Genomic DNA, 21,035 nt, shown 5'->3' with positions numbered 1-21,035 from the left:
GGAGCATCGGCATGTCCAGCCAGTTCTTCATCCCGGACCCGGAGGGTCACGTCCCCAACGCCGAGGGTTACTTCGGTGACTTCGGCGGCAAGTTCATCCCGGAGGCGCTCGTCGCCGCCGTGGACGAGGTCGCCGTCGAGTACGAGAAGGCCAAGGGCGACCCGGCCTTCGCGGCCGAGCTGAACGACCTGATGGTCAACTACACCGGCCGTCCGAGCGCCCTCACCGAGGTGCCCCGCTTCGCCGGGCACGCCGACGGAGCGCGGATCTTCCTCAAGCGCGAGGACCTCAACCACACCGGCTCGCACAAGATCAACAACGTGCTGGGCCAGGCGCTGCTCACCAAGCGCATGGGCAAGACCCGCGTCATCGCCGAGACCGGCGCCGGCCAGCACGGCGTGGCCACCGCCACCGCCTGTGCGCTCTTCGGCCTCGAGTGCACCGTCTACATGGGCGAGATCGACACCCAGCGCCAGGCCCTGAACGTGGCCCGGATGCGCATGCTGGGCGCCGAGGTCATCGCGGTGCAGTCCGGCTCCCGGACGCTGAAGGACGCGATCAACGAGGCGTTCCGCGACTGGGTCGCCAATGTGGACCGCACCCACTACCTCTTCGGCACGGTCGCCGGCCCCCACCCCTTCCCGGCCATGGTCCGCGACTTCCACCGGGTCATCGGCGTCGAGGCCCGCCGCCAGATCCTGGAGCGCGCCGGGCGGCTGCCCGACGCGGTGGCGGCCTGCGTCGGCGGCGGGTCCAACGCGATCGGCCTCTTCCACGCCTTCATCCCGGACGCCGGCGTCCGCCTCGTCGGTTTCGAGCCCGCCGGGCACGGCGTGGAGAGCGGCGAGCACGCGGCCACGCTGACCGCCGGCGAGCCCGGGATCCTGCACGGCTCCCGCTCCTACGTCCTGCAGGACGAGGAGGGGCAGATCACCGAGCCGTACTCCATCTCGGCGGGCCTGGACTACCCGGGCATCGGCCCGGAGCACGCCTACCTCAAGGACAGCGGGCGCGGCGAATACCGTGCGGTCACCGACGACGCCGCGATGCAGGCGCTGCGCCTGCTGTCGCGCACCGAGGGGATCATCCCCGCCATCGAGTCGGCGCACGCCCTGGCCGGCGCCCTCGACCTGGGCCGGGAGCTGGGCCCGGACGGCCTGATCGTGGTCAACCTGTCGGGGCGCGGCGACAAGGACATGGACACCGCCGCCCGCTACTTCGGGCTGTACGACACCGACGGTGCAGTTGCCGACAACGAGTTCTCCGAGGGGGACGACAAGTGAGCGCCAACACCGCGACCGGCAACGTCGAACTGCTGAGCGCGACCCTCGCCAAGGCCGCGTCGCAGGACCGCGCCGCCCTGGTCGCCTACCTGCCGGCCGGCTTCCCGACCGTCGACGGCTGCATCGAGGCCGTCAAGGCCGTCATCGCCGGCGGCGCCGACATCGTCGAGGTCGGGCTGCCGCACAGCGACCCGGTCCTGGACGGCCCGGTCATCCAGACCGCCGACGACATCGCCCTGCGCGGCGGCGTCAAGATCGCCGACGTGATGCGCACCGTGCGCGAGGCACACGACGCCACCGGGGCCCCGGTCCTGGTGATGACGTACTGGAACCCCATCGACCGCTACGGCGTCGAGCGGTTCACCGCCGAACTGGCGGCCGCGGGCGGCGCCGGCTGCATCCTGCCCGACCTGCCGGTCCAGGAATCCGCACTGTGGCGCGAGCACGCGCGCAAGCACGGTCTGGCGACCGTCTTCGTCGTGGCCCCCAGCAGCAAGGACGAGCGCCTGGCCACCATCACGGCGGCCGGCTCCGGCTTCGTCTACGCCGCCTCCCTCATGGGCGTCACCGGCACGCGCGCGTCGGTCGGCAACCAGGCGCAGGACCTCGTGCGCCGCACCCGCGCCACGACCGAGCTCCCGGTGTGCGTCGGCCTCGGCGTCTCCAACGCCGTCCAGGCCAAGGAGGTGGCCGCCTTCGCCGACGGGGTGATCGTCGGCTCGGCCTTCGTCAAGCTGTTGCTGGACGCGCCGGACCTGCCGGCCGGGCTGGACGCCGTCCGTTCGCTGGCGGCCGAGCTTGCGGAAGGCGTACGCAGGAGCTGACGCGGTCCGGACAGGGATACGGGTTCCGTAGCCCGATCGGGTGGAAGTGGGAGCGGGGAGGCACGCGAGTGCCTCCCTGCTTCGTTTGGCCGAACGTGAGCGAGAAGAACGACGGTGCGAACCGCGATGCGACGAAACGATCGGCCCGGGAGCGGCTCCAAGAGGAGCGCGAGCGGGAGAAGGCCCGGGACAGGCGCCGGCGGACCCTCGTCGTGTCGGCGGCGGTGGTCGGCGTGCTCGGCCTGGCCGCCGTCGTCGGCCTGATCGCGGCCAACCAGGGCAAGAGCGGCGACACCGGCAAGGCGGGGCCGGTCGTCGCCCCCTCCGGGGCCACCGGCAAGGACGCGCCGGCCATCCGGACCGGCAAGGACGGCGCCCGGTCCACCCTCACGGTCTGGGAGGACTTCCGCTGCCCGGCGTGCAAGGCCTTCGAGGACAACTACCGGACCACCGTCCACGACCTGGAGGCCAAGGGGCTGCTCAAGGTCGACTACCACCTGGTCACGCTCATCGACGGCAACATGGGCGGCACCGGCTCGCTCAAGGGGGCGAACGCCGCGGCCTGCGCGCAGGACGCCGGGAAGTTCCCCCAGTACCACGACGTGCTCTTCCAGAACCAGCCGCCGGAGACCGACGACGCCTACGGCAAGAACGCCCGGCTGCTGGAACTGGCGGGCAAGGTGGAGGGACTGGACACGCCGGCCTTCCGGGCGTGCGTCGAGGACGGCACGCACAACAGCTGGGTGGGCAAGTCCCAGGACGCCTTCCGCGCCGGAAAGTTCCGGGGCACGCCGACCGTGCAGCTCGACGGCAAGGACATCTTCGCCGACCAGGCCAACCCGCTGACGCCGCAGAAGCTCAAGGAGCAGGTGGAGGCCGCGGCCAAGGGCGCCTCCGGCGCAGGGGTGCAGAAGGGTGCGGAGGGCAAGGCCTCGCCCTCGGCCGGCTCGTCGGCGGGTCCTTCCTCGGGCTCGTCCCCGGGATCGCCGGCCGGCGCGAAGGGCTCGTCGCCGGCCGCGCCCACGGACGGCGGTTCGAGGACTCCCGCGAAGGGCGGCCCGGGCGGGACCCCGCAGGGCTGAGCCACCCGGGGCCGTGTGTGGATTTGGTTTCGGCTTGCCGGGCGGTTGCCGTCAGCACCGTCCGGCAGGGTAGCGTCAGCTCTGCCATGGACATTGCTTACATCCCCAGTCCGTCGACCGGCGTGATCCATCTCGGACCGATCCCGCTCCGCGGCTACGCGTTCTGCATCATCATCGGCGTCTTCCTCGCCGTCTGGCTCGGCAACAAGCGATGGATCGCGCGCGGCGGAAGGCCGGGCACGGTCGCGGACATCGCCGTGTGGGCGGTGCCGTTCGGCCTGGTCGGCGGTCGCCTCTACCACGTGATCACCGACTACCAGCTCTACTTCGGCGAGGGCCGCAACTGGGTCGACGCCTTCAAGATCTGGGAGGGCGGCCTCGGCATCTGGGGGGCGATCGCGCTCGGCGCGGTGGGCGCCTGGATCGGCTGCCGGCTGCGCGGCATCCCGCTGCCCGCCTGGGCGGACGCCCTGGCCCCCGGGATCGCGCTGGCCCAGGCCTGCGGCCGCTGGGGCAACTGGTTCAACCAGGAGCTGTACGGCAGGGCCACCGACCTGCCGTGGGCGGTGCGGATCAGCGAGGGCCCGAACCGCGTCGCGGGCACCTACCACCCGACCTTCCTGTACGAGTCGCTGTGGTGCATCGGCGTCGCCGCGCTGGTGATCTGGGCCGACCGCCGCTTCAGGCTGGGACACGGCCGGGCGTTCGCGCTGTACGCGGCCTCCTACTGCGTCGGCCGCGGCTGGATCGAGTACATGCGGGTCGACGAGGCGCACCACATCCTGGGCCTGCGGCTGAACGTCTGGACCTCGATCGTCGTCTTCGTGCTCGCCGTGGCCTACCTGGTGCTGTCGGCGAAGCTGCGGCCGGGTCGCGAGGAGGTCGTCGAGCCGGTCGCCTCCGGCGCCGCCGGCGGTGACGGTCCGGCCGTCGCCGGGGCCGGCGCGGACACGGCGGCGGGGGACGGCGGCGTCGCTTCCGGCGAGGCGGAGCCGAAGGACCTGCCGCCCGGCGCGAAGGCCACGGCCGCGGCTGGTCCGAAGCCGGCGAACCTGACCAAGGGCAACGTCGCGCCCGCGGCCGGCGCCGAGGTCGCGGACAAGGCCTGAACCGTTCCACCCGCAGGGGGCGCCGCACACCGCGGCGCCCCCTGCGGCGTACCCGCAGCGCGCGCCGCGGGCGGCGGGGGCCGGGGCCGGAGCCGGAGCCGGACTCAGGGCTCAGGGCTCAGGGCTCAGGGCTCAGGGCTCAGGGCCGGTAGGGGGCGGTCCGGTGGGACAGGGCGAGGGTGCGGTGGGCCGCGGCCACGACCGCCGGGTCGACGAAACGGCCGTCCGGGAGGGCCAGCGCGCCCGGCGCGGCCCGGGCGGCCCTCAGGACCTCCTCGGCGGCGGCCACCTCCCCGGGCGCCGGGAGGTAGGCCCGCTCGATCACCGGCAGCTGACGGGGGTGGATCGCCGCCCGGCCGAAGAAGCCCAGCGAGCGGCCGCGCGCGCAGGAGACGGCCAGCGCCTCCAGATCGCGGATGTCGGGGAACACCGACTGCGCCGGCGGCGCCAGCCCGGCCGCGCGGGCCGCCACCACCACCCGGGACCGGCACCAGTCCAGCCCCGGCTCCGCACTGACCGCCAGATCGGCCCGCAGGTCCGCCTCGCCGAGGGAGAGCCCGCGCAGGGCGGGGTGCGCGCGGGCGATCTCGTACGCGCGCTCCACGGCCAGCGCCGACTCCAGCAGGGCGTGCAGGGCGACCCCGCCGGTGCGGTCGGCGGCGGCGGCCACCTGCTCCGGGGCGCTGATCTTCGGCAGCCGCAGACCGGCGAGCCCGTGCAGCCCGCAGAGGGCGGCCAGGTCCGCGCCGCCCCAGGGGGAGCCCAGCGCGTTGACCCGGACGTGGACGGGGACGGCGGGCCGCTCGCCGAGCAGTTCGGCGGTGGCGGCGCGGGCGTACTCCTTGCGGGAGGCCGGGACCGCGTCCTCCAGGTCCACGATGACGGCGTCCGCCCCGCAGCCGATGGCCTTGGCCACCACCTCCGGACGGTCTCCCGGTGCGTACAGCCAGGTCAGGATCACAGCGCCCCCTCGGTCCGCAGCCCGGCGATCTCGGCCCGGCTCAGACCGAGTTCCGTCAGGACCTCGTCGGTGTCCGCGCCGTGCGGACGTCCGGCCCAGCGGATCGCGCCGGGGGTCTCGGAGAGCCGGAAGAGGATGTTCTGCATCCGGATCGGGCCGAGCTCCGGGTCCTCGACCTCGGTGACCGTGTCGAGGGCCGCGTACTGCGGGTCGGCCATCACGTCCCGGACGTCGTAGACCTGCGCGACGGCGGCCTGCGCCTCCTCGAACGCGGCGACGACCTCCTCCGCCTTGTGCCGGGCGATCCAGCCGCCGACCGCCTCGTCGAGCACGTGCGTGTGGGCGGCCCGGCCGGAGCCGGTCGCGAACCAGGGCTGCGCGACCAGATCGGGCCGGCCGACCAGGCGCACCACGCGTTCCGCGACGGACTGCGCCGAGGCGGACACCGCCAGCCAGCGGCCGTCCGCGCTGCGGTAGGTGTTGCGGGGCGCGTTGTTGGCGGAGCGGTTGCCGGTGCGCGGCTGGACGTAGCCGAGCTGGTCGAACCAGAGCGGGTGCGGGCCGAGCACCGTGAGGATCGGCTCGATGATGGCCAGGTCCACCACCTGCCCGCGGCCGGTGCGGTCGCGTCCGGCGAGGGCCGTCATGACGGCGTAGGCGGTGGTCAGCGCGGCGATCGAGTCGGCGAGCCCGAAGGGCGGCAGGGTCGGCGGGCCGTCCGGCTCCCCGGTGATGGCCGCGAAGCCGCTCATCGCCTCGGCGAGGGTGCCGAAGCCGGGGCGGTGGGCGTACGGACCCTGCTGGCCGAAGGCCGTGACGCGGGTCAGGACCAGCCGCGGGTTGGCGGCGGACAGCTCGGGCCAGCCCAGACCCCACCTCTCCAGGGTGCCGGGGCGGAAGTTCTCGACGATCACGTCGGCGGTGGCCGCCAGGCGCAGCAGGGTGTCCCGGCCGCCGGGGGTGGACAGGTCCAGGGTCATCGTCCGCTTGTTGCGGCCGAGCAGCTTCCACCACAGGCCCACGCCGTCCTTGGCGGGGCCGTGGCCGCGGGAGGGGTCGGGGCGGCCGGGGTGTTCGACCTTGACGACCTCGGCACCGAAGTCGCCGAGCAGGGTGGCGGCGAGCGGCCCGGCGAAGAGGGTGGCGAGGTCGAGGACGCGCAGCCCCTCCAGCGGCCCCCGGGAGGTCACGAGGCGGCTCCGGACCGGGCGAAGGCGTCGGTCTCGGCGCGGGTGGGCATCGAGTCCTGGGCGCCCGGCCGCTGGACGGAGAGGGCGGCCGCCGCGGAGGCCCAGCGCAGCGCCTGCGGCACGGGCCGGCCCTCGCCCAGGGCCACGGCGAGGGCGCCGACGAAGGTGTCCCCGGCGGCGGTGGTGTCCACGGCCCGGACCCGGGGCGCCGGGACGGTCAGCGGATCCCGGCCCCGGGCGGCGTACAGGACTCCGGCCGCGCCGAGGGTGACCACCACCTCGGGGACGTCGTCCAGCAGGGCGGCGGCGGCCAGCTGCGGGTCGGTGAGGCCGGTGAGGGCGGCGGCCTCGTGCTCGTTGGGGACCAGGAGGTCGGTGGCGGCGAGGAGTTCGGCCGGCAGCGCCTGGGCGGGGGCCGGGGTGAGGACCGTGCGGACCCCGTGCGCGCGGGCGCACCGGGCTCCGGCCAAGGCCGCCTCCAGGGGCAGTTCGAGCTGGAGGAGCAGGGCGTCGGCGGCGGCGATCCGGGAGTCGTCGCCCGCCTCCAGGCCGGTGACGCGGGCGTTGGCGCCGGGGATGACGATGATGCTGTTGCCGCCCTCGTCGTCCACGGTGATGTGGGCGGTGCCACTCGCGCCCTCGACGGTGCGCAGGGGTGCCGTGTCGATCCCGGCGGCGGTCAGCGCGGAGCGCAGCCGTACGCCGAACTCGTCGGCCCCCACCGCGCCGATCATCACCACCTTCCCGCCGGAACGGGCCGCGGCGACGGCCTGGTTGGCGCCCTTGCCGCCGGGGACGGTGCGGAAGCGGTGGCCGGTGACCGTCTCCCCGAGGCGGGGGGCTTTGGGGACGTAGGCGACGAGGTCCATGTTCGTACTGCCGAGCACGGCGATGGCCGTCATGAGCGTGCTGCCTCCTGTGCGGTGCGGTGGGTGAGGTGGGCGAGGGTGTCGAAGCCGATGCCGTCGAAGCCGGGAACGCTGGTGGCGAGGCGGTTCTTCAGGGGGGCGCTCCAGCGGTGCGGGATGCCGGCCGGGGAGCCTGCCAGCAGTCCGGCGAGGGCGCCGGCGGTGGCGCCGTTGGAGTCGGTGTCCCAGCCGCCGGACACGGCGCGGCACACGGAGCGGGTGAAGTCGCCGTCGGCGTGGGTGAGGGCGGCGGCGATCAGTGCGGTGTTGGGCACGGCGTGCACCCAGTGGTAGTGCCCGTAACGGGCGTGCAGGCGGTCGACGACGTGGTCGAAGTCGGCTTCGCCGGCGGCGGTGCGCAGTGCGAAGCGGACGGCCTCGGCGAGGCGGGAGCGGGGCGGTACGAGGGCCAGGCCGGCCCGGAGCGCGGTGTGCACGTCGGCGCGGCCGGTGGCGGCCTCGGCGGTGGCGGCGGCGATGAAGAGGGCGGCGTAGACGCCGTTGCCGGTGTGGGTCAAGGTGGCGTCGCGGTAGGCCTGGGAGGCCGCGGCGACCGGGTCGCCGGGGTTGGACCAGCCGTGGACGTCGGCGCGGATGAGGGCGCCGATCCATTCGCGGAAGGGGTTGTGGTGAGTGGCGGTGGCGGGGGGCTCCAGACCCAGGAGCAGGTTGCGGTAGGCGACGCGCTCGGCGGTGAAGGTCCGCCCGGCGGGCAGCTCGTCGAGCCAGAGCCGGGCCACGTCGGCGGTGGTGAAGTGCTTGCCGTGGCGCTGGAGCAGCAGGAGGTTGAGCAGGGGGTAGTTGAGGTCGTCGTCTTCGGGCATGCCGTCGATGTTCTCGGCGAGGGAGGTGGGGGCGGAGCGGCGGTTCCAGGGATGGGCGGCCAGGAGGTCGGGCGGGACGCCGCGGGCGGTGAACCAGTCGTTCAGGGGCCAGTTGCCGGTGGCCCGGGCGAGGGCCCGGATCCCGGTGAGGGGGAGCTTCTCGACGGGCTTGCCGAGCAGACACCCGACGGCCCGCCCCAACCAGGCGGCTTCCAGCCGGGCCACAGGGTCCTCGCCGCCACCGCCACCGCCGCCGCCACCGCCGCTGCCGCCACCGCCGTCGCCACCACCACCACCACCGCCGCTGCCGCCACCGCCGTCGCCACCGCGCCCGTGGCCGCTGGCGGAGCCGTGCCCCGGCGGGCCTGAACCGTGCCGTGCCGGGGCGGCTTGGCTCGCTGCCGGGGGTGCCCGGTGTCCCGCTGGGCCCGCGCCGTGCTCGGTCGGGCCGGCTCGGTGACGCGCCGGAGCCGCTCCGTGCTCTGCCGGGGGTGCCCGGTGCCCCTGTGGGGCGGGCCCGTCTTCTGCCGGGCCTGCCATGCGGGCTGCGGGGGCCGCTTCGCGCTCCGTCGGGGCCGCCTCGCGCTCCGTCGGGGCTGCTCCGTGTCCTGTCCGCACGGCCATGTGTGCCGTGGGGGCCGTGGGGGCCGTCCGGTGGCGGCTGTCGGGGGCCGCTGGGGGGTTCCCGTTCGCCGGGCCGGGGTTCGTTGGGGGTGGGTTCCGGCGGTCGGCGGGCCACGGTGGCTGCTGGCGCACCGGGTCCGGCCAGGTGCGCGTCAGGGCCGCCCAGGACGTGGGCTCGTCCGGCGAAACGGGGGAGGGGAGCCCGGCCAGTTCGTCGAGGAGGCGGGCGGCCAGGGCGCGGAGTCCGGGTGGCGCGGGTTCCCGGGAGGCTCCCGCCCGGGCGGGAGCAGGGTGCCCGCCCGCGGCCCGCCAGGTCCGCAGCACGGCCTCCGCGTCCCGGCCGTCCTCGGCCGCCTGGCGGAGCTCGTGTCCGACGAGGTCCTCGGGCTGGGCCCAGGTGAGTCGCACACGGTCCGGATCGGCGCCTTCCCGGCCCGTCGCCGGCCCGTCGGGCCGGGAGCCGCCCGAAGGCGCCGGCGTGCGGCCCCCTGGCGTGATCGGTCCGGGGGGCCGCACGTGTTCCGAGCCGGCGGGCGCGCCCGTCCCACCCGGCCCTGGTCCCCGGCGGATGTCCGGGGCCCCCGGCCCCGGGCGCGCACCCCGCGCGGTCACGGGCAGGCCGGTCGGCGGCGGCCGCCGCCGCGGCGGCTCCGACGTCGGCGCGGGCGCCGAGGACCCGCACGGCGGTTCGGGTGTCGGCGTGGGCGCCGAGGAGGGGTCGTGCGGCGGTTCGGGGGTGGGTGACCGGCGGGACGGCTCGGGTGGTGGGGCGGGGCGGCGGGGGGCGCCGGCCGGGGTCATCGGGAGATCGCCGTGAACGCCGAGGCGTGGGCTTCGCGGCGGGCCCGGTCGCGGTCGAAGATCTCCCGCGCCACCGCGGCCATCGCCGCCGCCGGGGCGTGCAGGTCGAGCCGGCTGGCCTCGGCGACCCGCTTGGCCCAGGCGGCCGGGACCACTCCCTCGCCGCCCAGTGCCCCGGCGACCGCTCCCGCCATGGTGGCGATGGAGTCGCAGTCCCGCCCGTAATTGACCGCGCCGAGTACGGCGGTCTCGTACGCTCCGTCGGCGATCAGCAGCATTCCGAGCGCGATCGGCAGTTCCTCGATCGAGTGCAGGCGGGAGGGGCGCCGCGCCCCCAGTGACGGCTTGCGGTAGTCCGGGCCGACCGAGTCGTACGGGGCCACCGCCGCCCGCAGCGGGACGAGCGCCGACTCGAAGTCCCGGTAGCGGCACGCCACTTCCGCGACCGCGGCCACGGCGTCGCGGGTGCCGTCCTTCGCCAGGGAGAGGGCGGTCTCCACCACTGAGGACGCCGTGGCCCCCGGAACGCACGCGGCGGCCACCGCCGCCGCGAACACGCCCGCCGCCTCCCGCCCGTACGAGGACTGGTGCGCGCCGGCGATGTCCAGCGCCTCCGCGTACGCGCCGGCCGCATTGCCGGCGTTGGCGATGCCCACCGGCGCCATGTACATCGCCGCACCGCAGTTGACGATGTTGCCGCTGCCGGCCTCGCGCGGGTCCGCGTGGGCGTAGTGCAGCCGGGTCACGATCCACTTCTCGGCGAGGAAGATCCGCTGCAACGGCAGCGCCTGCGCCTCCAGTTCGGGGATCCAGCGCGGGTTCGTCATCAGGTCGGGGACCAGGTGGTCGGCGACCGCGTAGGCGTCGAGGTGGTCCCGTACGGCCTCGTAGACCCGGACCAGTGCGTGCGTCATCAGGGTGTCGTCCGTGACGTGCCCGTCGCCCTTGTGGTACGGGGCGATGGGACGGGCCGTACGCCAGTCCTCGTGCCAGGGGCCGACGATGCCGTGGACGCGGCCGCCGTGCCGTTCCAGGATCTGGTCCGGGGACCAGCCCTCCACCGGGCCGCCGAGGGCGTCGCCGACGGCGGCTCCGACCAGTGCGCCGGCCGCCCGGTCCTCCAACGTGAGCGTCATGTCCGAATCATCCCTTGGGTGAGGTGAGTTCCGTGCGAGCGAGCAGCGCGGCGAGTTCCACGAGATCGGTGCCGGCCAGGCGGGGCAACGCGCAGCCGGACAGCGTGCGGCACGCCTCGCGCCAGGCGGCGGGGAGGGAGCCGGCGCCGCCGAGCGCGCCGGTGAGGGCCCCGGCGAGGGCGGGCGCGGAGTCCGCGACGCGGGACAGGCAGGCGGCCGCCGGGACGGCCTCGGCGGTCCGGCCGCGGGCGGCGGTCGCGAGGGCGAGGGCGACGGGGACGGTCTCGGCGGCGGCGATCCCGTAGCTGTAGACGTGGTCCACGATCTCGTGTTCGAGGGTGGGGACGATGGCGAAGGCGCCGCCGCCGCGGCCGTCGTCCGGGTGGGTACGGGCGAGCTTCACGGCGTGCCGGGCGTTGCGGCCGATCTCGGTGGCCTCGGGGAGCTGGGCGAGGGCGGCGTCCACGGCGGCATCGACGTCCGCACCGCCGAGGGCGGTCGCGAGGGCGGCGGCCATGGCGCGGGCGCCGTGGACGCCGTCGCCGTCCTGGGTGTAGCGGGCGTCGAACTCGGCGAGGTCCGCTGCCGCGTGCGGATCGCCGGGGTGGACGACGGCGAGGACGCAGGCGCGCACGCAGGCGGCGTCGTCGAAGTAGTGGGGGTTGTCGTGGCCGGTGGCGGGCGGGCGCAGGCCGGCGGCGAGGTTGCCGAGGCCGGCGCGGACGGAGATGCGGGCGCGCAGGGGCAGGACGGCGGATTCGACCTCGGGCGCGCGTTCCGCTGCCGCGGCGACTTCGGAGGCGAGGGCGTTCCAGGCGAGGTCGATGGCGGCGCGCATGCGGCGGGAACGGGAAAGGTCGCTGAGGAGGGCGCCGGCGGCGGTCAGTACGGACTCGGCGGCGAAGGCGGCCCACTCGGCGTCGTCGGACGGGCCCAGGCGCAGGGGTTCCGGTGGCTGGTTGAGGGCGATGGGGACGGGCAGGGTGGTGGTGGCGTTCTGCTCGGCGAAGGTGTCGAGCTCGCGGGTGAGGCGGCGGGTCCACTCGGGCATCCGGCTGGCGCGGTGCCGGGCGGCGGGCCAGCCGGCCGCGTCGCCTGCGGCGAGGCCCAGCAGCAGCCCCTCGATCCGGATCCGCTGCTGCGCGCGAGGGTCCCCGGCCCCGCCCGCGCCCGAAACCCCGGCGGGCAGCCCCCCGCCCAGCCGCCCGGCGCCCCGGTCCCGTACGGCCGGCTCCCCGCGCACCCACTCGGCGCCCCGGGCCTGTGGGGGCGGCTGGGTGGTGGGGCCGTCGGCGCTCGCGGCCCGTGGCGGCGGCTCGGCAGCGGGCGCCCCGGCGCTCCGGGCCTGTGGGGGTGGCTGGGCAGCGCACTCCCGCGCGCTCGCGGCCTGTGGCGGTGGCCGGGTGGCGGGGCCGTCGGCGCTCGCGGCCCGTGGCGGCGGCTCGGCAGCGGGCGCCCCGGCGTTCCGGGCCCGTGGGGGTGGCTGGGCAGCGGACTCCCGCGCGCTCGCGGCCTGTGGCGGTGGCCGGGTGGCGGGGCCGTCGGAGTTCCCGCTCTGGGGTGGCGGCTCGGCAGCAGGCACACCGGCGCTCCCGGCCTGGCGCGGGGGGTGGGTGGCCGGGCCGCCCGTGTTCCCGGGCTGGTGCGGCGGCTGGGTGGCGGGAGCCTTCGCGCGTCCGGGCCGAGGCGGGGTGGGCCGGGTGGTGTCGGCGGCAGGCGTGCGGGGGGTCGTCCGGCCTGTCTCTGCCGGGGCGGGCCCGGTGGGGTGGGCCGGGGGTTCTGCGGCCGCCGGGGGCTCTGCGGTGGCCGGGACGGGGTCCGTGGTGGCGTCCCGGCTCAGGGGCTTGCCCTGGGTGTCCGGGGCGTCCGGGGCGTCCGGGGTGAACGGTGGCGGTGGCGGTGGAGTCATCGGGGGGCCTCGTATTCCGGGGTGAGGAGGTCCGCGATGTCCAAGACGTGGTAACCCCGCATCGACGGCAGGCAGCTGCCGCGCACCGGCCCGATCGCCGAGGCCCACGCGGTGGGGATCGCGGGGGCCCCCGACAGCGCGCCGGACAGCGCGCCCGCCACCGCCGCCGTGGTGTCCGCGTCGCGGCCCATGTTCACGGCCGTCAGGACCGAGGACGGAAAGTCACCCCCGCAGGCGGCGAAGGCACCGAAGGCCAGTCCCACCGCCTCCGGGGCCAGGTCCGTCCACGGGTAGCCGCCGATCACCACCGCCGAGCGCACCGCCCGCTCGCCGCGCGGCGCGGCGGTGACGGCCCGGCGCAGGGACCGGGCCGTCCACGAGTCCGAGGGGATGACCGACAGGGCCGCGGAGACCACGGACGCCGGCGGGCCGCCGGCCATCGCCGCGGCCACGCCCGCCGCCACCGCCTGGCCGCCGTAGATGCCCTCCCCGTCGTGGCTGACGCAGCCGTCGATGGCGACCAGCCGCGCCGCCTCCGCCGGCCGGCCGGCGGCGAAGACCCCGAAGGGGGCCGCCCGCATCGCCAGGCCGTCGCTCCAGGCGTGCCGGTGCTGGGCCGAGATGGGGGCGGCCAACCCCCGGCGGAGGTTCTCCAGCGTGCCGCGCTCGCTGAAGCCCGCGCCGCGGAAGGGCCCCTCGTCCAGATCGGCGATCCAGTGGTGCCAGGCCCGTTCCACGTGGGAGACGGTGAGCGCCGAGCCGTGCCGGGCCAGCAGCAGCCCGGAGAAGATCGCGTACTCCGTGTCGTCCGTGCCCGCCGGGTCCTGCGACACGAAGCCCTCGATCCGCCCCCACTTCGCCCGGATCTGCGAGGGCTTCATGTTCTCCGCGGGGGCGCCCAGCGCGTCACCCACCGCGAGGCCCAGGAGAGCGCCCCGGGCCCGTTCGAGGAGGACCTGTAGATCGGATGCGATCAGCTCCATGGCGCGCCTCTCCACTTGAGGGACCCATAGTGAGTCCCTGAGGGATTTGTGCCATGGCATGCGGTTTGTCGCTCGTTGCGAAACACCCCGGGAACGCCGCCGTCACCCGGTCGCCGAGGCTTGAAACCGCAGGTAAGTACGGCCTTCCTTGCTGGCGGGCGGCAGAAATCGTGCGTAGTTTCGAGGTGTTCAGGGGGAGCTGGGCGCCTCGTGGCGTCCGTTCGCGCAAAAGGGGAGATACACCGCATGTCCATCATCGATACCGAAGCAGCGCTTCACACCGCCCACCGCGACAACCACACCCACCGCGACGTCAACGGTGGATGGCTGCGGCCGGCCGTCTTCGGGGCGATGGACGGACTCGTCTCCAACCTCGCGCTCATGACCGGTGTGGCCGGCGGCGCCGTCGCTCCGCACGCCATCGTCATCACCGGCCTGGCCGGACTCGCGGCCGGCGCCTTCTCGATGGCGGCCGGCGAGTACACCTCCGTCGCCTCGCAGCGCGAACTGGTCCTGGCCGAGCTCGACGTGGAGCGCCAGCAGCTGCGCAAGCACCCCGTCGACGAGATGGAGGAGCTCGCCGAGCTCTACGTCTCCCGCGGCGTCGAACCCGCGCTCGCCCGCGAGGTCGCGATGCAGCTGTCGCGCGACCCCGAGCAGGCGCTGGAGATCCACGCCCGCGAGGAGCTCGGGATAGACCCCGACGACCTGCCCTCGCCGCTGGTCGCGGCGGTCTCCTCCTTCGGCTCCTTCGCGCTGGGCGCGCTGCTCCCCGTGCTGCCGTACCTGCTCGGCGCCGCGTCCCTGTGGCCGGCGGTGCTGCTGGCGCTGCTCGGGCTCTTCGCCTGCGGAGCGGTCGTCTCCCGGGTCACGGCCCGGTCCTGGTGGTTCGGCGGACTGCGCCAGCTCGCCCTGGGTGGCGCGGCGGCGGGTGTGACGTACATCCTGGGAACCTGGATCGGCGGGGCCGTAGGCTGACCGCGCAGAGAGTGAGACACTATGCAGTAGGCAACATAAGTAGTTAGTTACCCGGCGGTTTCGATCGCATGTCCGCCGGGCATCACACCAGGGCTCCCCGGCCGACCGCCGGGAGGCACCCCCGCGGGCAATGACGCCCGCCTCTGTGCGCCGGACCTTCGGCTCGTGATGCGTCTCGGAACGCTCCGAAAGTCCTCTCTTCTCTCCTCGTGCATGTCCGCATGCTGGAATGACATATCCGCTTCTCGGGATTGTCGTCATCATGTAATCTGCACGAAATTTTGCAGAGGGCCAACGTCGTCCCTCGGCCAGCACATATGCCACGACGACGACGGGAGAGCCGATGCGTTCCGCATCCACGCACTCCGCGACCGGCCTCAGCACCAACGCCTGGTCGCCCATGGACGGTCGCCCCGCCCAGCAGGGCATGTACGACCCGCGCAACGAGCACGACGCCTGCGGCGTCGGCTTTGTGGCCAACCTCAGCGGCGAGGCCAGCCACACGCTGGTCGAGCAGGCGCTGACCGTATTGCGGAACCTCGAACACCGCGGCGCGACCGGCTCCGAGCCGGATTCGGGCGACGGCGCCGGAATCCTCTCCCAGGTCCCGGACGCGTTCCTGCGCGAGGTGGCCGGATTCGACCTTCCCGAGGCCGGCGCGTACGCCGTCGGCATCGCCTTCCTCCCCGCCGACGGCTCCGCACAGGCCGCCGCCGTGGAGCAGATCGAGGCCATCGCCGCCGAGGAGGACCTGACGGTCCTCGGCTGGCGCGAGGTCCCGGTGACGCCGGACCTGCTCGGCAACGGCGCCCGCGCCACCATGCCGGCCTTCTCGCAGCTGTTCGTCTCCGGCGGCGCCGCCACCGGCATCGGGCTGGACCGCAGGGCCTTCGTGCTGCGCAAGCGCGCCGAGCGCGAGGCCGGGGTCTACTTCCCGTCGCTCTCCGCCCGCACGATCGTCTACAAGGGCATGCTGACCACCGGCCAGCTGGAGCCCTTCTTCCCGGACCTCTCCGACCGCCGCTTCGCGTCGACGCTCGCCCTGGTCCACTCGCGGTTCTCGACGAACACCTTCCCCTCCTGGCCGCTCGCCCACCCGTACCGCTTCGTCGCGCACAACGGCGAGATCAACACGGTCAAGGGCAACCGCAACTGGATGAAGGCCCGCGAGTCCCAGCTGGCCTCCGACGCCTTCGGCGAGGGCGCGCTGGACCGGATCTTCCCGATCTGCACCCCGGACGCCTCCGACTCGGCCTCCTTCGACGAGGTCCTGGAGCTGCTCCACCTCGGCGGCCGGTCGCTGCCGCACAGCGTGCTGATGATGATCCCGGAAGCGTGGGAGAACCACACCTCCATGGACCCGGCCCGCCGCGCGTTCTACCAGTACCACTCCACGATGATGGAGCCCTGGGACGGTCCGGCCTGCGTCACCTTCACCGACGGCACCCAGGTCGGCGCGGTCCTCGACCGCAACGGTCTGCGCCCCGGCCGCTACTGGGTCACCGACGACGGCCTCGTCGTCCTCGGCTCCGAGGTCGGCGTGCTCGACATCGACCCGGCCAAGGTCGTCCGCAAGGGCCGCCTCCAGCCCGGCAAGATGTTCCTCGTCGACACCGCCCAGAAGCGGATCATCGAGGACGAGGAGATCAAGGCCGAGCTGGCCGGCGCCGCCCCGTACGCCGAATGGCTGGAGACCGGCGAGATCGAACTGACGGACCTGCCGGAGCGCGAGCACATCGTGCACACCCACGCCTCCGTCACCCGCCGCCAGCAGACCTTCGGCTACACCGAGGAAGAGCTGCGCGTCATCCTCGCGCCCATGGCCCGCACGGGCGGCGAGCCGCTCGGCTCCATGGGCACGGACTCCCCGATCGCGGCCCTCTCCGAGCGCCCCCGGCTGCTCTTCGACTACTTCACCCAGCTCTTCGCACAGGTCACCAACCCGCCGCTGGACGCCATCCGCGAGGAGCTCGTCACCTCGCTGCTGTCCTCCCTGGGGCCGCAGGGCAACCTGCTGGAGGCGACCGCCGCGTCCTGCCGCAGCGTCACCCTGCCCTTCCCGGTGATCGACAACGACGAGCTGGCCAAGCTCATCCACGTCAACGCCGACGGCGACATGCCGGGCATGAAGGCCGCCACCCTCTCGGGGCTCTACCGGGTCTCGGGCGGCGCCGAGGCGCTGGCCGCCCGGATCGCGGAGATCCGTACCGAGGCCGACGCGGCCATCGAGGCCGGCGCCCGCCTGATCGTCCTGTCGGACCGCCACTCGGACGCCGAGCACGCGCCGATCCCCTCGCTGCTGCTCACCTCCGCCGTGCACCACCACCTCATCGCCACCAAGCAGCGCACCCAGGTGGGCCTGCTCGTCGAGGCCGGCGACGTCCGCGAGGTCCACCACGTCGCGCTGCTCATCGGCTACGGCGCGGCCGCGGTCAACCCCTACCTCGCCATGGAGTCCGTCGAGGACCTGCTGCGCGCCGGTACCTTCCTCTCCGGCCTGGAGCCGGAGCAGGCCATCAAGAACCTGATCTACGCGCTCGGCAAGGGCGTCCTGAAGGTCATGTCCAAGATGGGCATCTCCACCGTCGCCTCCTACCGCGGCGCCCAGGTCTTCGAGGCCGTCGGACTGAACGACGGGTTCGTCGCGACCTACTTCAACGGCACCGCCACCAAGATCGGCGGCGCCGGTCTGGAGGTCATCGCCAAGGAGGTGGCCGCCCGCCACGCCAAGGCGTACCCGGCCTCCGGCATCGCGGCCACGCACCGCGCGCTGGACATCGGCGGCGAGTACCAGTGGCGCCGCGAGGGCGAGCCGCACCTGTTCGACCCGGAGACGGTCTTCCGCCTCCAGCACGCCACCCGCAACCGCCGGTACGACATCTTCCGGCAGTACACGGACCGCGTGAACGAGCAGTCCGAGCGCCTCATGACGCTCCGCGGCCTGTTCGGCTTCAAGAGCGACCGCCCGTCGATCCCCCTCGACGAGGTCGAGCCGGTCTCCGAGATCGTCAAGCGCTTCTCCACCGGCGCCATGTCGTACGGCTCCATCTCCAAGGAGGCGCACGAGACCCTCGCCATCGCCATGAACCAGCTGGGCGCCAAGTCCAACACCGGTGAGGGCGGCGAGGACGCGGACCGCCTGTACGACCCGGCGCGCCGCTCCTCGATCAAGCAGGTCGCCTCCGGCCGCTTCGGTGTCACCAGCGAGTACCTGGTCAACGCGGACGACATCCAGATCAAGATGGCGCAGGGCGCCAAGCCCGGCGAGGGCGGCCAGCTGCCCGGCCACAAGGTCTACCCGTGGGTCGCCAAGACCCGGCACTCCACCCCGGGCGTCGGCCTGATCTCCCCGCCGCCGCACCACGACATCTACTCCATCGAAGACCTCGCCCAGCTGATCCACGACCTCAAGAACGCCAACCCGGCCGCCCGCATCCACGTGAAGCTGGTCTCCGAGGTCGGCGTGGGCACGGTCGCCGCAGGTGTCTCCAAGGCCCACGCGGACGTCGTCCTCATCTCCGGCCACGACGGCGGCACCGGCGCCTCCCCGCTCACCTCGCTCAAGCACGCGGGGGGCCCCTGGGAGCTCGGCCTCGCCGAAACCCAGCAGACCCTGCTGCTCAACGGCCTGCGCGACCGCATCGTGGTCCAGACGGACGGCCAGCTCAAGACCGGCCGCGACGTGGTCATCGCCGCGCTGCTCGGCGCCGAGGAGTTCGGTTTCGCGACCGCGCCGCTCGTCGTCTCCGGCTGCGTCATGATGCGCGTCTGCCACCTGGACACCTGCCCGGTCGGCATCGCCACCCAGAACCCGGTCCTGCGCAGCCGCTTCGCCGGCAAGCCCGAATTCGTCGTCAACTTCTTCGAGTTCATCGCCGAGGAGGTCCGCGAGCTCCTCGCCGAGCTGGGCTTCCGCACGATCGAGGAGGCCGTCGGCCACGCCGAACTCCTCGACACCACCCAGGCCGTCACGCACTGGAAGGCCCAGGGCCTCGACCTGGAACCCCTCTTCCACGTGCCCGACCTGCCCGAGGGCGCGGTCCGCCACGCCCTGATCGAGCAGGACCACGGTCTGGAGAAGGCCCTCGACAACGAGCTGATCAAGCTCGCCGCCGACGCGCTGAACGCCGCCACCGCCGAGGCCGCACAGCCGGTCCGCGCCCAGGTCGCGATCCGCAACATCAACCGGACCGTCGGCACCATGCTCGGCCACGAGGTCACCAAGAAGTTCGGCGGCGCGGGCCTGCCCGACGACACCATCGACCTGACCTTCACCGGGTCGGCCGGCCAGTCCTTCGGCGCCTTCGTGCCGCGCGGCATCACCCTGCGCCTGGAGGGCGACGCCAACGACTACGTCGGCAAGGGCCTCTCGGGCGGCCGCATCGTGGTCCGCCCCGACCGCGGCGCCGACCACCTGGCCGAGTACTCCACCATCGCCGGCAACACCATCGGCTACGGCGCCACCGGCGGCGAGATGTTCCTGCGCGGCCGCACCGGCGAGCGCTTCTGCGTCCGCAACTCCGGTGCCCTGGTCGTCTCGGAGGGCGTGGGCGACCACGGCTGCGAGTACATGACCGGCGGCCGGGCCGTCGTCCTGGGCGAGACCGGACGCAACTTCGCGGCCGGCATGTCAGGCGGCGTCGCGTACGTCATCGACCTCGACCCGGACAACGTCAACGTCGGCAACGCCGGGGCCGTCGAGACCGTCCTGTCCGACACGGACCAGCAGTGGCTGCACGATGTGGTGCGCCGCCACGAGGAGGAGACCGGCTCGACCGTGGCCGCCAAGCTCCTCGCCGACTGGCCCGCCGCGGTGAACCGCTTCAGCAAGATCATCCCCACTACGTACAAGGCAGTGCTCGCCGCCAAGGACGCCGCCGAGCTGGCCGGACTCTCGGAGTCCGAGACCACCGAGAAGATGATGGAGGCGGCGACCCATGGCTGACCCGAAGGGCTTCCTCACCACCCCGCGCGAGACCGCCTGCACCCGCCCCGTCACCGAACGGGTCAAGGACTGGAACGAGGTCTACGTCCCGGGCTCGCTGCTCCCGATCATCAGCAAGCAGGCCGGCCGCTGCATGGACTGCGGCATCCCGTTCTGCCACAACGGGTGCCCGCTCGGGAACCTGATCCCGGAGTGGAACGACTTCGCGTACCGCGAGGACTGGACCGCCGCGTCCGAGCGCCTGCACGCCACGAACAACTTCCCGGAGTTCACCGGCCGCCTGTGCCCGGCCCCGTGCGAATCGGCGTGCGTGCTCGGCATCAACCAGCCGGCCGTGACCATCAAGAACGTCGAAGTCTCGATCATCGACAAGGCCTGGGACAACGGCGGCGTCACCCCGCAGCCGCCCGAGCGGCTCTCCGGCAAGACCGTCGCCGTCATCGGCTCGGGTCCGGCCGGTCTGGCCGCGGCCCAGCAGCTGACGCGGGCCGGTCACACCGTTGCCGTGTACGAGCGGGCCGACCGCATCGGCGGTCTGCTGCGCTACGGCATCCCCGAGTTCAAGATGGAGAAGGTGCACATCAACCGCCGCATCGAGCAGATGCGCGCCGAGGGCACCAAGTTCCGCACGGGCGTGGAGATCGGCCGCGACCTGGACGCCGCGCAGCTGCGCAAGCGCTACGACGCCGTCGTCATCGCGGCCGGAGCCACGGTCTCGCGCGACCTGCCGGTGCCGGGCCGCGGCCTCAAGGGCATCCACTTCGCGATGGAGTACCTGCCGCTCGCGAACAAGGTGCAGGAGGGCGACTTCGTGGCGCCCCCCATCACCGCCGAGAACAAGCACGTGGTCGTCATCGGCGGCGGCGACACCGGCGCGGACTGCGTCGGCACCGCCCACCGCCAGGGAGCGGCCTCGGTCACGCAGCTGGAGATCATGCCGCGTCCCTCCGAGGACCGGCCGGCCGGCCAGCCGTGGCCGACCTTCCCCATGCTGTACAAGGTCACCTCGGCGCACGAGGAGGGCGGCGAGCGGGTCTACTCCGTCTCGACCACCCACTTCGAGGGCGACGAGGACGGCAACGTCCAGTCGCTGCACCTGACCGAGGTCGAGTTCGCCGACGGCAAGCTCGTCCAGAAGCCCGGCACCGAGCGCGTCCTGCCGGCGCAGCTGGTCACCCTGGCCATGGGCTTCACCGGCACGGACCAGGCCAACGGCCTGGTCCAGCAGTTCGGCCTGGCACTGGACGCGCGCGGCAACATCGAGCGCGACGCCTCGTACGCGACCAACGTGGACGGCGTGTTCGTCGCCGGCGACGCGGGCCGCGGCCAGTCGCTCATCGTCTGGGCCATCGCGGAGGGCCGTTCCGCCGCCCGCGGCGTGGACCGCTTCCTGACCGGCACGAGCGCGCTGCCGTACCCGGTCAAGCCGACGGACCGCTCCCTGACCGTCTGACCCACGGCCGGCCCGCGCCCCCGGC

General features: G+C 74.0%; 13 protein-coding genes and 2 pseudogenes. 7 read left to right on the top strand and 8 right to left on the bottom strand.

The window, feature by feature from the left end:
* The first annotated feature begins 11 nt into the window (after nt 1-11).
* From trpB to lgt, 4 genes are all read left to right on the top strand, one after another.
* Nucleotides 12-1,283, top strand: coding sequence for a tryptophan synthase subunit beta (gene trpB / locus AMK16_RS13685; protein ID WP_073914274.1), 1,272 nt, complete (start codon nt 12-14; stop codon nt 1,281-1,283).
* Nucleotides 1,280-2,107, top strand: coding sequence for a tryptophan synthase subunit alpha (gene trpA, locus AMK16_RS13680; protein WP_073914271.1), 828 nt, complete (start codon nt 1,280-1,282; stop codon nt 2,105-2,107). Before trpB ends, trpA begins: the two co-directional genes overlap by 4 nt.
* A gap of 95 nt (nt 2,108-2,202) precedes the next feature.
* Nucleotides 2,203-3,189: a DsbA family protein gene (locus AMK16_RS13675; protein ID WP_079191497.1), complete on the top strand. Its 987-nt coding sequence runs from the start codon at nt 2,203-2,205 to the stop codon at nt 3,187-3,189.
* A gap of 86 nt (nt 3,190-3,275) precedes the next feature.
* The gene (gene lgt / locus AMK16_RS13670) at nt 3,276-4,298 is read left to right on the top strand and encodes a prolipoprotein diacylglyceryl transferase (protein WP_073914266.1); all 1,023 of its coding nucleotides are present in this window, start codon (nt 3,276-3,278) and stop codon (nt 4,296-4,298) included.
* Nucleotides 4,299-4,437: 139 nt separating this feature from the next.
* Here the strand turns inward: lgt and AMK16_RS13665 are convergent, their stop codons facing one another.
* The 8 genes and pseudogenes from AMK16_RS13665 to AMK16_RS13635 form a co-directional block, all read right to left on the bottom strand.
* Nucleotides 4,438-5,259: an HpcH/HpaI aldolase/citrate lyase family protein gene (locus AMK16_RS13665; RefSeq protein ID WP_073914264.1), complete on the bottom strand. Its 822-nt coding sequence runs from the start codon at nt 5,257-5,259 to the stop codon at nt 4,438-4,440.
* Nucleotides 5,256-6,449, bottom strand: a complete 1,194-nt coding sequence (locus AMK16_RS13660; protein WP_073914261.1) for a CaiB/BaiF CoA transferase family protein — start codon at nt 6,447-6,449, stop codon at nt 5,256-5,258. The genes AMK16_RS13665 and AMK16_RS13660 overlap by 4 nt, the downstream gene beginning before the upstream one ends.
* Nucleotides 6,446-7,351: a ribokinase gene (gene rbsK / locus AMK16_RS13655; protein ID WP_073914259.1), complete on the bottom strand. Its 906-nt coding sequence runs from the start codon at nt 7,349-7,351 to the stop codon at nt 6,446-6,448. Before rbsK ends, AMK16_RS13660 begins: the two co-directional genes overlap by 4 nt.
* Nucleotides 7,348-8,400, bottom strand: a pseudogene (locus AMK16_RS13650) (ADP-ribosylglycohydrolase family protein); the annotation flags it as partial. The pseudogene AMK16_RS13650 and the gene rbsK, both read right to left, overlap by 4 nt.
* 537 nt (nt 8,401-8,937) lie before the next feature.
* A pseudogene (locus AMK16_RS37190) lies at nt 8,938-9,213 on the bottom strand (ADP-ribosylglycohydrolase family protein); the annotation flags it as partial.
* Nucleotides 9,214-9,602: 389 nt separating this feature from the next.
* Nucleotides 9,603-10,742 carry an ADP-ribosylglycohydrolase family protein gene (locus tag AMK16_RS13645; RefSeq protein WP_073914256.1) on the bottom strand — a complete coding sequence of 380 codons (1,140 nt, stop codon included), beginning with the start codon at nt 10,740-10,742 and terminating at the stop codon, nt 9,603-9,605.
* A gap of 7 nt (nt 10,743-10,749) precedes the next feature.
* Nucleotides 10,750-11,985, bottom strand: coding sequence for an ADP-ribosylglycohydrolase family protein (locus AMK16_RS13640; RefSeq protein WP_079191496.1), 1,236 nt, complete (start codon nt 11,983-11,985; stop codon nt 10,750-10,752).
* A gap of 662 nt (nt 11,986-12,647) precedes the next feature.
* Nucleotides 12,648-13,634 (bottom strand): ADP-ribosylglycohydrolase family protein, encoded by a 987-nt coding sequence (locus tag AMK16_RS13635; protein WP_073914254.1) that lies wholly within the window; start codon nt 13,632-13,634, stop codon nt 12,648-12,650.
* A 246-nt stretch (nt 13,635-13,880) separates the two neighbouring features.
* On the opposite strand from AMK16_RS13635, the gene AMK16_RS13630 reads away from it, so the two are divergent.
* From AMK16_RS13630 to AMK16_RS13620, 3 genes are all read left to right on the top strand, one after another.
* Nucleotides 13,881-14,612, top strand: a complete 732-nt coding sequence (locus AMK16_RS13630; protein WP_073914250.1) for a VIT1/CCC1 transporter family protein — start codon at nt 13,881-13,883, stop codon at nt 14,610-14,612.
* 343 nt (nt 14,613-14,955) lie between these two features.
* On the top strand, nt 14,956-19,557 hold the full coding sequence (gene gltB, locus AMK16_RS13625; protein ID WP_073914248.1) for a glutamate synthase large subunit: 4,602 nt from the start codon (nt 14,956-14,958) through the stop codon (nt 19,555-19,557).
* The gene (locus tag AMK16_RS13620; RefSeq protein ID WP_073914245.1) at nt 19,550-21,010 is read left to right on the top strand and encodes a glutamate synthase subunit beta; all 1,461 of its coding nucleotides are present in this window, start codon (nt 19,550-19,552) and stop codon (nt 21,008-21,010) included. The genes gltB and AMK16_RS13620 overlap by 8 nt, the downstream gene beginning before the upstream one ends.
* The last annotated feature ends 25 nt before the right edge of the window (nt 21,011-21,035 follow it).

The organism is Streptomyces sp. CB00455 (genome assembly GCF_001905445.1).
In the GTDB taxonomy this organism is placed as follows: domain Bacteria; phylum Actinomycetota; class Actinomycetes; order Streptomycetales; family Streptomycetaceae; genus Streptomyces.
Note: the sequence above shows the minus strand (reverse complement) of the source record. Positions and strands in the feature narration are given on the sequence as shown.

Coding starts and splice junctions, on each gene's coding strand:
- trpB (WP_073914274.1), top strand. CDS start 12: ATGTCCAGCCAGTTCTTCATCCCGGACCCGGAGGGTCACGTCCCCAAC.
- lgt (WP_073914266.1), top strand. CDS start 3,276: ATGGACATTGCTTACATCCCCAGTCCGTCGACCGGCGTGATCCATCTC.
- rbsK (WP_073914259.1), bottom strand. CDS start 7,351: ATGACGGCCATCGCCGTGCTCGGCAGTACGAACATGGACCTCGTCGCC.
- AMK16_RS13645 (WP_073914256.1), bottom strand. CDS start 10,742: ATGACGCTCACGTTGGAGGACCGGGCGGCCGGCGCACTGGTCGGAGCC.
- AMK16_RS13635 (WP_073914254.1), bottom strand. CDS start 13,634: ATGGAGCTGATCGCATCCGATCTACAGGTCCTCCTCGAACGGGCCCGG.
- AMK16_RS13630 (WP_073914250.1), top strand. CDS start 13,881: ATGTCCATCATCGATACCGAAGCAGCGCTTCACACCGCCCACCGCGAC.
- gltB (WP_073914248.1), top strand. CDS start 14,956: ATGCGTTCCGCATCCACGCACTCCGCGACCGGCCTCAGCACCAACGCC.
- AMK16_RS13620 (WP_073914245.1), top strand. CDS start 19,550: ATGGCTGACCCGAAGGGCTTCCTCACCACCCCGCGCGAGACCGCCTGC.